Annotated in this window: 11 protein-coding genes; 8 read left to right on the forward strand and 3 right to left on the reverse strand. The window is 61.3% G+C overall.

Annotated elements, in window-relative coordinates:
- The first annotated feature begins 107 nt into the window (after positions 1 to 107).
- The 5 genes from DM813_RS02630 to DM813_RS02650 all read left to right on the forward strand — a co-directional run bounded on the left by DM813_RS02630 (position 108) and on the right by DM813_RS02650 (position 4,278).
- Positions 108 to 896 carry a winged helix-turn-helix domain-containing protein gene (locus DM813_RS02630; protein ID WP_128321884.1) on the forward strand — a complete coding sequence of 263 codons (789 nt, stop codon included), beginning with the start codon at positions 108 to 110 and terminating at the stop codon, positions 894 to 896.
- Positions 897 to 898: 2 nt separating this feature from the next.
- Positions 899 to 1,375, forward strand: coding sequence for a hypothetical protein (locus DM813_RS02635; RefSeq protein ID WP_241653119.1), 477 nt, complete (start codon positions 899 to 901; stop codon positions 1,373 to 1,375).
- Positions 1,376 to 1,489: 114 nt separating this feature from the next.
- Positions 1,490 to 2,173, forward strand: a complete 684-nt coding sequence (locus DM813_RS02640; RefSeq protein ID WP_128321885.1) for a DUF3313 domain-containing protein — start codon at positions 1,490 to 1,492, stop codon at positions 2,171 to 2,173.
- A gap of 42 nt (positions 2,174 to 2,215) precedes the next feature.
- Positions 2,216 to 2,716, forward strand: a complete 501-nt coding sequence (locus DM813_RS02645) for an outer membrane beta-barrel protein (protein WP_128321886.1) — start codon at positions 2,216 to 2,218, stop codon at positions 2,714 to 2,716.
- Between the two features lie 131 nt (positions 2,717 to 2,847).
- Positions 2,848 to 4,278 (forward strand): mechanosensitive ion channel family protein, encoded by a 1,431-nt coding sequence (locus DM813_RS02650; protein WP_128321887.1) that lies wholly within the window; start codon positions 2,848 to 2,850, stop codon positions 4,276 to 4,278.
- 16 nt (positions 4,279 to 4,294) lie between these two features.
- Here the strand turns inward: DM813_RS02650 and amaA are convergent, their stop codons facing one another.
- Positions 4,295 to 5,581: an L-pipecolate oxidase gene (amaA, locus tag DM813_RS02655; protein WP_128321888.1), complete on the reverse strand. Its 1,287-nt coding sequence runs from the start codon at positions 5,579 to 5,581 to the stop codon at positions 4,295 to 4,297.
- A 128-nt stretch (positions 5,582 to 5,709) separates the two neighbouring features.
- Complete coding sequence (gene amaB / locus DM813_RS02660) at positions 5,710 to 7,200, reverse strand: L-piperidine-6-carboxylate dehydrogenase (RefSeq protein ID WP_128321889.1); 1,491 nt, start codon at positions 7,198 to 7,200, stop codon at positions 5,710 to 5,712.
- A 135-nt stretch (positions 7,201 to 7,335) separates the two neighbouring features.
- On the opposite strand from amaB, the gene DM813_RS02665 reads away from it, so the two are divergent.
- Both DM813_RS02665 and hglS read left to right on the forward strand, forming a co-directional pair.
- Positions 7,336 to 8,226: a LysR family transcriptional regulator gene (locus tag DM813_RS02665; protein WP_128321890.1), complete on the forward strand. Its 891-nt coding sequence runs from the start codon at positions 7,336 to 7,338 to the stop codon at positions 8,224 to 8,226.
- Between the two features lie 102 nt (positions 8,227 to 8,328).
- The gene (gene hglS / locus DM813_RS02670; protein ID WP_128321891.1) at positions 8,329 to 9,726 is read left to right on the forward strand and encodes a 2-oxoadipate dioxygenase/decarboxylase HglS; all 1,398 of its coding nucleotides are present in this window, start codon (positions 8,329 to 8,331) and stop codon (positions 9,724 to 9,726) included.
- Here the strand turns inward: hglS and DM813_RS02675 are convergent.
- Positions 9,698 to 10,666 carry a LysR substrate-binding domain-containing protein gene (locus DM813_RS02675; protein WP_128321892.1) on the reverse strand — a complete coding sequence of 323 codons (969 nt, stop codon included), beginning with the start codon at positions 10,664 to 10,666 and terminating at the stop codon, positions 9,698 to 9,700. The two genes, hglS and DM813_RS02675, sit on opposite strands and share 29 nt — an antisense overlap.
- Before the next feature lie 157 nt (positions 10,667 to 10,823).
- On the opposite strand from DM813_RS02675, the gene DM813_RS02680 reads away from it, so the two are divergent.
- Positions 10,824 to 12,215, forward strand: a complete 1,392-nt coding sequence (locus tag DM813_RS02680) for a NorM family multidrug efflux MATE transporter (protein ID WP_128321893.1) — start codon at positions 10,824 to 10,826, stop codon at positions 12,213 to 12,215.
- Positions 12,216 to 12,222: the final 7 nt, after the last annotated feature.

A 12,222-nucleotide genomic window follows, 5' to 3' on the forward strand; every position in this document is an offset into this window, starting at 1 on the left:
ATAGCTTATTAATTCATCACTGTGAATACAAGCGCGCCCTGTCGACTTGCGTCGTTAATTATGATCCCTATAATGGCCCGCACTTTTCACAACGCGCGATGTGTTTCATGAGCTACTATTTTCGATTAAAAAATAGCGCCCTTGTGGAGTTTGATCCTGATCGCTACACGCTATTAATCAACACATTACAAAACCCGCCAGAGGAAATAACCCTGGCCCGCGCAGATGCGCGGATTCTCGAGCTGCTACTGCTTGAACCCGGGGCCATTTGCTCGCGCGAGGCCATCATGGCGTTCGCCTGGGATGATCGCGTCGTCTCGGCAGGCAGCCTCAACCAGTCCATCTTCATGCTCAGGAACATCCTCGGCGACAGCAAGGATCACGACCTGCTGATCACCGTTCCGCGACGCGGCTACCGCTTCAACAGCGATCAGCTGGTGTCTCCCGCCAGCAACATAGAGCAACCTGCCGGGCAATCGATCGTCGAACCTCCCTCCATTACCCGCGTTCACCTCGCACCGGCAATTGAGAAACAACGCCTGGGTATCGCGATCAGGCTTGGCTATCTGGCAGTGTCGGTATTTGCACTGTTTACCCTGTGGCAACTGTACACCGGGTACGAACTGCCGCATGACCTGCAAGTTGCAGAGATCAAACAAGGCGCATTATCAATTACCGCTGTCGGCAAAAGCAAACAAGAAGTAGATGCACTCAAAGCCGATGTTTTAAGTTCAGGTATTGTCACAGATCACTTGCGCGGCGAAGTGTTTATCAGCCGTACCGGTTCACGCACCAATCTTTCCTGCGTCCAGAAAACCGGAGATGCCTACAACCTGGAGTTTTCCTTTCGCGAAGAGCGGCTTATCAGCATGTTTGAAAAGTGTTTAGGGAGTTGATGATGAACAATCATCGCGCGGCATGGCGACATGCGCTGATTATCACGGTGATCTTCTCGGCCTGCCTGGCTGCGTTATTCATGACCCGCTCCGTGCCCTACGAAAACAGCCAGCCTTATCGCTCCGAAGGGCATCACTTCATGGGTGGCGATACGCTGGACTTCAAGGAACGGCTGACGATCAGTGAACCCAGCGCGGTCATCAGCATGCTTGAACGCCTGGGCGACAAAGAACGCCATACCGCCGTGGGCGCCTCACTGGTAGAAGCCTCGCGCTGGCGAATAAAGATCAAGGTCGAGGATATCCAGGCCAGCAGCGAGGAACAGCTGTTCGACGTCAGTCGCCATTCGGAGCTGCTGTTTTCCCGCCAGTATTTCCGACTGGGTTCCATTTTGAACCTGGCGGTCATCCCCACCCACGGTGACGCGCTGTGCTACTACATCCTTGAGCTGGACCGCCTGCGCTGCATGAACGACTGATGATCTGCAGCACCCGCGGGCCACAAATGACAATTTTTGATTCCTGTTTTCTTCACCAACGGCCCAGATTGGGGAGAGGCCAGTCACCTCGATGTGACGTCAACAGGAATCAACATGCCGCTCAAACAACTCTCTGTCTTTTTGCTCTCGCTGACTTTGTTTGGCTGCTCGATGGCCCCCAGCATCGACACCGAACTAACCACCACAGAACAAGCCAGCAGCCCATTGCAGGTCATCGAACACGATGACAAAACAGTCGCCTGGAAACGCTCCACGGCGCCGTTCTCTGCAGAACATGAAAAGGTTGTGTTCATCAACTTGCCGAAAACCTTCGCACTCGAGGGCGACGATCCTCGATTTGCCAAGTTTGCCGGTGATGCAGACAAACTGCGTCAACACTTCCGTCGTCAGCTGGAACAACAACTGACCGGCGCCGGTTACCGCCTGGTAGACAAACCTGCGCCAAAGGCACTCTCGCTCAATGTGTCGATTGCCAATATCGAACGCGCACCGCGTGATCCCAATGTCACCGAATACATCCCTATCGGCATGCTGGTTGGCCTCTCCCTGCATGCCACCGGGGTGCGCGATGAAACCCTGTATCTGTTCTTCCAGAGTGAAGTCAGCGACAGCGTGACAGGCGAGATGCTTGGCCGGGCCCTGGACCGCATCAGCGGCAGGAACATCGACCAGTCCGCGGCCCCGGTCGTGGAAGACATCTATCCCGCGCTCGACAGCGCTGCGCAACAGATCCGGGAACGTCTGGACCGCGAGTTCCAGCCGAAGAAACCGGCCTGATCCGGCCATCCTCCCCCACCACTCAAGTACATTGGACGACTGATGAAATTCGCAAAACCGCTTGTAGCTGCCCTGTTTATGTTCAGCACTTTCAACGCCCTGGCCGATGACCGTGGCCTTTACGTCGGCGGCGGTCTTACCCGGGTTGAAATCGATGAGCACCAGATCAGCGACGACGACAATGCCTATAAAGCCTTCGTCGGCTACCGCCTGAACCCTTACCTGGCGTTTGAAGGCGCCTGGGTCGACCTGGGCCAGTTCGATGGCGACCACGGTAACTTCGAGGGCCACTCGGTTCAGGCCGCCGCTCACCTCGGCATGCCGATCGGGCAACGTATACGCCTGTTCGGCAGCCTGGGCGTACATGCCTGGGATGCAGACCACGATATCGCTGGCGACAGTAATGACCTGGACATGACCTACGGTCTGGGTGTCGAGGTGGACGTGCTGCGCAACCTTGGCGTGCGCCTGGAGCAGGAAGTGCTGAAGGTCGGCGACATCGATCTGGACCAGACCAGCGCCAGCGTTTACTTCATGTTCTGATGACATTGCGGCTCCTGCCTCCACAGCGAGCCGCTTTCCCCGCTTCACCCCATGCGTCTCGTCGGGCACGCCAGTAGTAATTGCAGCCAACCTGCTCTTTACTAGCAGCAGCCCATTGCGCCGAGACCCGCATGTTCGCATTCCTCCAGCATTACCCCTTGCTGATCGGCATTGTCCTGATCGCACTCGATGTGCTGCTCTGGCACCTGATCCCGGTCGAGCGGCGCGCCTGGCGTATCGGCCTTCGGGTTGGCATGTTCCTGCTGTTCACCTGGGTGCTGATCAGTGCCGGCGTCAGCCCGTTGCAGCCGGCGCCCTGGCCCGAGGATGTGTCACGCAACCTGCTGGCAACGGTGCTGGGCATCGCCTGGTGGTTGTTCGCCGCACGTGCGGTGACTGTCGTGACGGGTGTATTCCTGGTGGCACGCAGCAGCCATACTGGGCGGCTGCTGCAGGATGTACTGGGGGCGGTGATTTTCCTGGTCGCCATCGTCGCCGCGGCCGCCTATGTGCTGAGCCTGCCGGTCAAGGGCCTGCTGGCCACTTCGGGTGTCATGGCGATTGTCATCGGCCTGGCGCTGCAGAGCACCCTCAGCGATGTGTTTTCCGGGATTGTGCTCAACACCACACGCCCCTATCAGATTGGCGACTCGATCAGTATCGATGGCACCGAAGGCAAGGTCATCGACATCGACTGGCGCGCCACCCGCCTGCTGACCGGCAGCGGCAGCCTGGCAGTGATCCCCAACTCGGTGGCGGCCAAAGCCAAGTTGCTCAATTTCAGCCAGCCCAACGATGTGCACGGCGTATCGATCAGCGTAGTGGTGCCTGCCAAGGTGCGACCGCGCCGTGTCATCGATGCCCTGGAGAAAACCCTGCAGGGCACCCGCAGCCTGTTGAGCAGCCCCGCGCCGAAGGTGACGATCAAGAGTACCAGCCTGGAATCGGTCGAATACGAGGCCAGTGGCTTCGTGGCCAGCATGGGCCAGAAAGGCGAAGTACGTAATCACATGTTCGACCTCGCCCACCGCCACCTCGAGGCCAGCGGTGTGATCTGGAACGCCGACACCCAGCCCGCTCAGCCCTGGAACCGCCAACGCGCCCTGCTCGAAGACGTTCGGATCTTCCGTTCACTGAGCAGTGACGAGAAGGACAGCCTTAGTCAGCGTATGACCTCGGTGGAGTACCTGGCTGACCAGGTGATTCTCGGCGTAGGCGACAACTCGGACTTCCTCTTGGTAATCGGCACGGGGGTCGTCTCTGCGGCCATTCGCGACGGCGACAAGCTGATCGAGGCCGGGCGCATGGGGCCCGGTGAAGTGCTGGGCGTCGAGGGCTTGCTCGATGGCGACAACTCCAGCGCCGAGTTCCGCAGCCTGACCAGCTGTTTGCTGTTTCGCATCAACAAGGAAGAAGTGCGCAGCTGCCTGGAGGAACGCCAGGAGATAAAAACCGCACTGACCAAACTGCAGCGCACCCGCCAGCAATCCAGCCAGTCACTGCTGGAACAGAAACCGGCAGCCATCAAGAAAGGCGGCTTTCTCAGCTGGCTGCACAAGTAACGATTACAACTGTCGGCTACAACACCACGCGCAAGCATTGCCCGGCGTGATACAGCGAGAACCCGGTTTCGTAGAAGCCGGTGCGCAGCGCCGGTGCCGAGACCGGTTTCATGGCCGAAAACGGAATCGGCAGTGCATCGGGGTTGTCCTCCAGCAGGAACTGGGCAAAGGCTTTGCCGATCACTGTGCCGGTGGTGTTGCCACGGCCGTTGTAGCCGGTCACGGCCACCAGCCCCGGTGCCGGTTCGAACAGTCGCATCAGGTGGTCCGGGGTGAAGTCGATGCAGCCGGTCCAGTGCATTTCCCATTCGATCTTTCCCAGCTGCGGAAAGTAGTGGTTCTGGATACGGTCGGCCCAACTGCGAATAAACCAGGCCGGTTTGTTGTCGACACGCCCCAGGCTGCCAAGCAGCAGACGGCCCTGATCGTCACGGCGAATGCTACTGAGCACCGTACGCGTATCCCAGGAGCCCTGGCCGTGCTTGAGCACATTGTCGGCGGCAGCGCCTTGCAGAGGCACCGATGCGACCTGGTAGTAGTAACCACGGAAAAAGTGCTTCTGCAGCGTGGTCCAGTCGCCTTCGGTGTAGGCGCCGGTGGAGATCACGACCTTCTCGGCACTCACCGAACCGTTGCCGGTTTTTACCCGCCAGCCACGCCCTTCACGCTCCAGCCCCTCGACAGCTGACTGCTGAAAGATCTGCCCGCCCAGGCGCGTGACCGCTGCGGCCAGGCCCTGGGTGTAGGCCATGGGGTTGATGGTGCCCGCGCGGTGATCGAGCAGCGCGGCGGAAATCTGGTCAGTACCGCAATACTCTTCACAACGTGCCCCGGTGAGCAGCTCGACGTCGGCACCGCGACGGCGCCACTGTTCATGACGTGCTTCAAGGTCGGCCACACCCGTGGTGTTGTGGGCCATGTGCAAGGTACCGCTGTTGTTGGCCTGGCAATCGATGCCCAGACGCTTGATGGTGGCGAACACTTCAGCCGGTGCTTCACCCAGCACCTTGTTCAGGCGGCTGCCTTGCTGTTGTCCCAGCGTGGCTTCGACGTCGTCGGGGCGAATCCATGTACCGGCGTTGACCAGGCCAACATTACGCCCGGAACCGCCGTGACCGATTTTCCAGGCCTCCAGCAGGATGACCGACTTGCCCTGCTCCAGCAGGTGGATGGCCGCCGACAGCCCGGTGATGCCGCCCCCGATGACACACACATCGGCCTTTTGCTCACCGGCCAGAACCTGGGCGGCGACGGTCGGTTGGCTGACGTGTTCCCACAAGCATTGTTGACGCAGTTCGGACATGACCGGCTCCAGCTATTTATTCTTGTTTGGGGCTGCTTTGCAGCCCATTCGCGGGCAATGGAGATCCTGTGGGAGCGGGCTTGCCTGCGAACCGGGGACTATGCCCCCGGCCATGCTGCATCAAACCATCAGTCGAACACGATACCCTGTGCCAGCGGCAGCTCACGCGAGTAGTTCACTGTGTTGGTCTGCCGACGCATGTAGGCTTTCCAGGAGTCAGAACCCGACTCGCGGCCACCACCGGTCTCTTTCTCGCCACCGAACGCGCCACCGATTTCCGCACCGCTGGTGCCGATGTTGACGTTGGCGATGCCGCAGTCGCTGCCCGACGCACTCTGGAAGCGCTCGGCTTCACGCAGGTCGGTGGTGAAAATGCACGAGGACAGGCCTTGCGGTACGTCGTTGTTCAGGCGCAGGGCCTCTTCGAAGTCGTCGTAGGCCAGCACGTAGAGGATCGGTGCGAAGGTTTCGTAACGCACGACAGCGCTCTGGGCCGGCATTTCGGCAATGGCAGGCGACACGTAGTAGGCGTTCGGGTACTGGTCGGCCAGCTGACGCTCACCACCGAATACCTGACCGCCTTCGTCGCGGGCTTTGGCCAGCGCGCCTTGCATGGCGTCGAACGACTGCTTGTCGATCAACGGACCGACCAGGTTGTCCTTGCGAGGATCGCCGATACGCACCTTGGCGTAAGCAGCCTTGACCCGTGCTACCACCTCATCCTTGATCGAGCGGTGGACGATCAGGCGGCGCAGCGTAGTGCAACGCTGACCGGCGGTGCCGACGGCGCTGAACAGGATGCCGCGTACGGCCAGGTCCAGGTCGGCGCTTGGCGCGAGGATCATGGCGTTGTTGCCACCCAGCTCGAGAATGCTGCGGCCAAAACGAGCGGCCACCCGCGGGCCGACTTCGCGTCCCATGCGGGTGCTGCCGGTGGCGCTGACCAGCGGCACACGCGGGTCATCCACCAAGGCTTCACCGGCGTCACGATCGCCGATGATCAGCTGGCTCAGGCCTTCAGGCGCATCGCCAAAGGCTTTCAGGGCTTTCTCGAACAGCGCCTGGCACGCCAGGGCGGTGAGTGGCGTTTTCTCGGATGGCTTCCAGACCACGGCATTGCCGCACACCAGCGCCAGCGAGGTGTTCCAGGCCCAGACCGCGACCGGGAAGTTGAAAGCGCTGATGACCCCGACCACACCCAGCGGGTGCCAGGTTTCACGCATGTGGTGGCCTGGGCGCTCGGAAGCGATGGTCAGGCCGTACAGCTGGCGCGACAGGCCCACGGCGAAGTCGCAGATATCGATCATTTCCTGCACTTCACCCAGGCCTTCCTGGGTGATCTTGCCGGCCTCGATGGACACCAGTTCGCCGAGGTCGGCCTTGTATTCACGCAGCACTTCGCCAAACAGACGAATCAGCTCACCGCGACGTGGCGCTGGCACGTTGCGCCAGGCCTGGAAAGCCTGCTCGGCCTTATCGATCTTGGCCACGACCTGGGCTTTGCTTTCCAGGTGCACCGAGGCGATCGCGCTGCCATCGATAGGGGTGTGAACGGGATGGTTGCCGTGGGTGTAGGCACTGGCCGGGACACCAAGGCGGTCAAGCAGTCCATCAACCATTTTCTTCTCCTGCATGCGATGAGTGGTTGAATTAGTGATCCGGATCAGTATTAATCCGATCACTCTGGCGCAACAAACGACCTTTATTCTGCATATCATTCCGCCAGGTAATGATCTACCCACTCAGAGACCACTATGTCCAAACGCCTGGTGCCATCGATGGCCGCCCTGCAGTGTTTCGAGGCAGCCGCCCGTCACCTGAGTTTCACCCGCGCCGCCGAAGAACTGCACCTGACCCAGAGCGCGGTGAGCAAACAGGTCGCGCAACTGGAGGAAATGCTCCGTCATCACCTGTTCCTGCGCATTCGCCGGCGCCTGCAGCTGACACCCGCCGGCGCGCTTTACCTGGCCGAGGTCAACAAGATCCTCACCCAGGTCGACATGTCCAGCCGCTACATCCTTTCCTACGGCGAGCAGACCGAAGTATTGAAGGTAGCCACTCAGCCGAGTTTTGGCGTGCGCTGGTTGATCCCGCACCTCAAGGGCTTCGGCAAGCGCTACCCCAATATCCACTTGGACATCCGCAACGAGATGGAGCCCTTTGCCTTGCTGCAAGGCAGCGCCGACGTGGTGTTTTTTTACGGCCAGGGCACCTGGCCCGGTGCAACCTGCGTGGAGCTGTTCGGTGAAGAGGTAGTGCCGGTCTGCGCCCCCGAACTGCTGCAAGACCGTACCTTGAAAGACGCCAGTGAACTGTCCGAGCTGGTGCTGCTGCAAAGCACCTCGCGCCCGGAAGCCTGGCATGAGTGGTTCCTTGAACAGGGCCTGCATTCGGCTCACAGCTATCACGGCCCGCGCTTCGACACCTTCTATATGAGCCTGAGCGCCGCCCAGTCGGGCTGCGGCGTGGCCCTAGTGCCGCGCTATCTGGTGGCCCAGGAGCTGGCTGAAGGCAAGCTGGTGGTGCCGTGGCAGCACAGCATGCGCAGCTCCGGTGCGCACTTTCTGGCCTTTGCCGAGCACGCCGCAGAAGTGCCCAAGGTACGCGCGCTGGTCGACTGGATCACTGACGAGCTTGCACGCTGACGTCGCGAATTCATGGAATGACTGATCGACTTTTTTTCGCTTGCGGGAGTACTGCATTCCTCGCTTTCATGTAGGGGTGCCCACTTCACCAGGAAGCTTTCGATGCCCGCTCAAGATTTCGTCAGCCCGGACAGCATTCGCGCGCAGTTCTCCGCCGCCATGTCGCTCATGTACAAGCAGGAAGTGCCGCTGTACGGCACGCTGCTGTCGCTGGTGAGCGAAATCAACCAGCAGGTCATGGCCGGGCAACCCGAAGTCGCCCAGGCGCTGCGCTGGACCGGTGAGATCGAGCGCCTCGACCAGGAACGCCACGGCGCCATTCGCGTCGGCACTGCCGAAGAGCTGGCCACCATTGCCCGGCTGTTCACGGTCATGGGCATGGAGGCGGTGGGCTATTACGACCTGAGCTCGGCGGGTGTACCGGTGCACTCCACTGCCTTCCGCGCCGTTCACGAACAATCGCTGCACATCAGCCCGTTCCGGGTATTCACCTCGCTGTTGCGCCTGGAGCTGATCGACAACCCGGCCTTGCGCGAGCTGTCACGGCAGATCCTCGCCAAGCGGCAGATCTTCACCCCGCGCGCGCTGGAACTGATCCAGCAGTTCGAGCGTGAGGGCGGCCTGAACGCCGACGATGCCAACACCTTCGTTGCCGAGGCCCTGCACACTTTCCGCTGGCACCACGACGCTACAGTGACGGCCGAGCAGTATCAGCAATTGCATGACCAGCACCGCCTGATCGCCGATGTAGTGGCGTTCAAGGGTCCACACATCAACCACCTGACCCCGCGCACCCTGGACATCGATGCGATCCAGGTGGGCATGCCGGCCAAGGGTATTCCGCCAAAAGCCGTGATCGAAGGCCCGCCGCCGCGTCGCTGCCCCATCCTGCTGCGTCAGACCAGCTTCAAGGCATTACAGGAAAAGGTCGCGTTCAGTGACCAGCACGGCGCTGCGGGTGGTAGTCATACGGCGCGCTTCGGCGAGATTGAACAGCGTGGTGCAGCGCTGACGCCCAAGGGGCGCCAGCTCTATGACCAACTGCTGGATGCCGCCCGCGAGGCGCTGGGCGGAGTGCCGGCAGATGCCAATGCCGAGCGCTACATGGCGCTGCTCAAAGACAGCTTCCAGGTGTTTCCGGATGATCTTGCACAGATGCGCGAGCAAGAACTGGCCTACTTCCGCTACTTCCCGACCGAACGTGGCCTGGCATCCCGCAGCGATACCGGGCGGCCAACCTCACTGCAGGGCCTGATCGACGCCGGTCATGTGCATTTCGAGGCACTGGTGTATGAGGACTTTCTACCAGTCAGCGCGGCGGGGATTTTCCAGTCCAACCTCGGTGATGAGGCGCAGAGCAACTATGGCAGCAATGCCAACCGTGATGCCTTTGAACAGGCATTGGGCAAGTCGGTGCAGGATGAGCTGGCGCTGTATGCGCAGAGCCAGCAGCGTTCGTTGCAGGCGTGTGCTAAGGCGCTGGATCTGACGGGGCTGTAACACGCCGGGGCTGCGCGGCAGCCCCCAGTATTTCTACTTTGGGCAGGTCCATCGCGTCGGCCTCGCCCTGCAGAAAATCACTCAGCCGGCGCAAGCGTTCACCGCCGGGCCGGGTTTTCGGCCACACCAGGTAATAGTCCAGACCGCTGGCTACCGCAACCGGCCACGGCAGGCTCAAACGCCCCTGGGCCACATCTTCAGCCACCATCAGCAGGTCGCCCATCGACACGCCGTAACCCCGCGCAGCCGCGATCATCCCCAGCTCCAGCGTGTCGAACACCTGGCCGCCCCTGAGCGACACCTTGTCGGTCAGGCCCATGCGCGCCAGCCAGCTGCGCCAGTCGCGTTTGTCCGGTGTCGGGTGCAGCAGCTCGATCCCGGCCAGGCGCTTGGCGTCCCAAGGCCCTTCATCAAGCAGCTCGGGCGCGCCAACCGGGATCAGTAGTTCGGAAAACAGCCGCGACACTTCCCAGTCCGGCGGAAAGTGCCCATCGCCAAGCAATACCGCGCAATCAAAAGGCTCATGGTTGAAATCGACATGGTCGACATCCATCCAGGCACTGGTCAGCTGCACCTCATTGCCTGGCTGCAGGTGACGAAAACGGCTGAGCCGCGCCAGCAGCCAGCGCATGGTCAGGGTCGAGGGGGCTTTCATCCGCAGGATGTCATCCTCGCTGCGCAGCGTATTGCAGGCGCGCTCCAGTGCCGCAAAGCCTTCACGCACGCCCGGCAGCAACAGCCGGGCGGCTTCGCTCAGTTGCAGGCTGCGGCCGTTGCGCACGAACAAACGGCAGGCGAAATGCTCTTCCAGGGTGCGGATATGGCGGCTGACAGCACTCTGGGTAATCGATAACTCATCCCCGGCGCGCGTGAAGGAACTGTGCCGTGCGGCAGCCTCAAAGGCACGCAATGCATACAACGGCGGCAAACGACGGGACATGGACGAATCCTCCAGGCGGACTCAAGCGCAAACCACCGCATCATACTGGCATGAGTTTTAATCATGCCACTGATCGTTTTTATCCTTTTGCGAATAACCGCATAAAGGATGAGAATTTCACGCTTTCCTCAAAGCAGTGCCAGAAAAGGACGATCCAATGCAGGCCGCACCCACTCATGAACTCAAGGCTCTGTTGCGCCTGGCCGGTCCTCTGATCGCCTCGCAACTGGCACACATGCTGATGGTGCTGACCGACACCCTGATGATGGCCCGTATCAGCCCTCAAGCCCTGGCCGGTGGCGGCCTGGGGGCGGCGAGCTATTCCTTCGTGTCGATTTTCTGCCTGGGGGTGATTGCTGCGGTCGGCACGCTGGTGGCCATTCGCAAGGGCGCTGGCGACACCGTCGGCGCCACGCGCCTGACCCAGGCCGGGCTGTGGCTGGCCTGGGTCATGGCCCTGGTGGCGGCGCTGGCGCTGTGGAACCTGGAGCCGGTGCTGTTACTGCTTGGCCAAAGCCCTGAAAACGTTACGGCGGCAGCCCAGTTCCTGCTGTTGCTGCCCTTCGCCCTGCCCGGTTACCTGAGCTTCATGGCCCTGCGCGGGTTTACCAGTGCCATCGGCCGTTCAACCCCGGTGATGGTTATCAGCCTGGTCGGCACCGTGGCCAACTTCCTGCTCAACTATGCGCTGATCGAAGGCATGTTCGGCCTGCCGAAACTGGGCCTGGTCGGTATCGGCCTGGTCACCGCCGTGGTCGCCAACTGCATGGCGGTGGCCATGGCCCTGTACATTCGCTGGCACCCGGCGTATGCGCCCTACCCGATCCGCAAGGGCCTGAGCCGGCCGTCGTGGCCAGCCCTGCGCGAGCTCTGGCGCCTGGGCCTGCCGATTGGCGGGACCTACACCGTGGAAGTCGGCCTGTTCGCCTTCGCCGCCCTGTGCATGGGCGTACTCGGCAGCACTGAACTGGCAGCGCACCAGATCGCCCTGCAGATTGTTTCCACCGCATTCATGATCCCCGCCGGGCTGTCCTACGCGGTGACCATGCGTGTCGGGCTCTATTACGGCGCGGGCAACCTGCTGGGTGCGCGGCATGCCGGGCGGGTCGGGATCGGCTTCGGCGCAGCGATGATGCTGATGTTCGCGATTCTGTTCTGGCTGTTGCCAGACCCGCTGGTAGGGCTGTTCCTCGATCACGGTGACCCGGCCTTTGCCGACATCATCCAGCTGGCCGTGAGCCTGTTGATGGTTGCGGCCTGGTTCGAGCTGTTCGACGGCGTGCAAACCATTGCCATGGGCTCGATCCGCGGCCTCAAGGATGCCAAGACCACGTTCCTGGTGGGCCTGTTCTGCTATTGGGTGATCGGCGCACCGGCCGCCTGGTTGCTGGCATTCACCCTGGGCCTGGGCGCGGTAGGCGTGTGGTGGGGCCTGGCGTTGGGCCTGGCCTGTGCGGCGGTGAGCCTGACGCTGGCGTTCGAATGGCGGATGAAGCGGATGCTGGAGCGGGCCAACGGTGCGAAGAAGGCCACAGCGACAATGGCCTGAGCAATGT

Origin of the sequence: Pseudomonas alkylphenolica, assembly GCF_004025535.1 — a bacterium.
In the GTDB taxonomy this organism is placed as follows: domain Bacteria; phylum Pseudomonadota; class Gammaproteobacteria; order Pseudomonadales; family Pseudomonadaceae; genus Aquipseudomonas; species Aquipseudomonas alkylphenolica_A.

Coding starts and splice junctions, on each gene's coding strand:
- DM813_RS02630 (WP_128321884.1), top strand. CDS start 108: ATGAGCTACTATTTTCGATTAAAAAATAGCGCCCTTGTGGAGTTTGAT.
- DM813_RS02635 (WP_241653119.1), top strand. CDS start 899: ATGAACAATCATCGCGCGGCATGGCGACATGCGCTGATTATCACGGTG.
- DM813_RS02640 (WP_128321885.1), top strand. CDS start 1,490: ATGCCGCTCAAACAACTCTCTGTCTTTTTGCTCTCGCTGACTTTGTTT.
- DM813_RS02645 (WP_128321886.1), top strand. CDS start 2,216: ATGAAATTCGCAAAACCGCTTGTAGCTGCCCTGTTTATGTTCAGCACT.
- DM813_RS02650 (WP_128321887.1), top strand. CDS start 2,848: ATGTTCGCATTCCTCCAGCATTACCCCTTGCTGATCGGCATTGTCCTG.
- amaA (WP_128321888.1), bottom strand. CDS start 5,581: ATGTCCGAACTGCGTCAACAATGCTTGTGGGAACACGTCAGCCAACCG.
- amaB (WP_128321889.1), bottom strand. CDS start 7,200: ATGGTTGATGGACTGCTTGACCGCCTTGGTGTCCCGGCCAGTGCCTAC.
- DM813_RS02665 (WP_128321890.1), top strand. CDS start 7,336: ATGTCCAAACGCCTGGTGCCATCGATGGCCGCCCTGCAGTGTTTCGAG.
- hglS (WP_128321891.1), top strand. CDS start 8,329: ATGCCCGCTCAAGATTTCGTCAGCCCGGACAGCATTCGCGCGCAGTTC.
- DM813_RS02675 (WP_128321892.1), bottom strand. CDS start 10,666: ATGTCCCGTCGTTTGCCGCCGTTGTATGCATTGCGTGCCTTTGAGGCT.
- DM813_RS02680 (WP_128321893.1), top strand. CDS start 10,824: ATGCAGGCCGCACCCACTCATGAACTCAAGGCTCTGTTGCGCCTGGCC.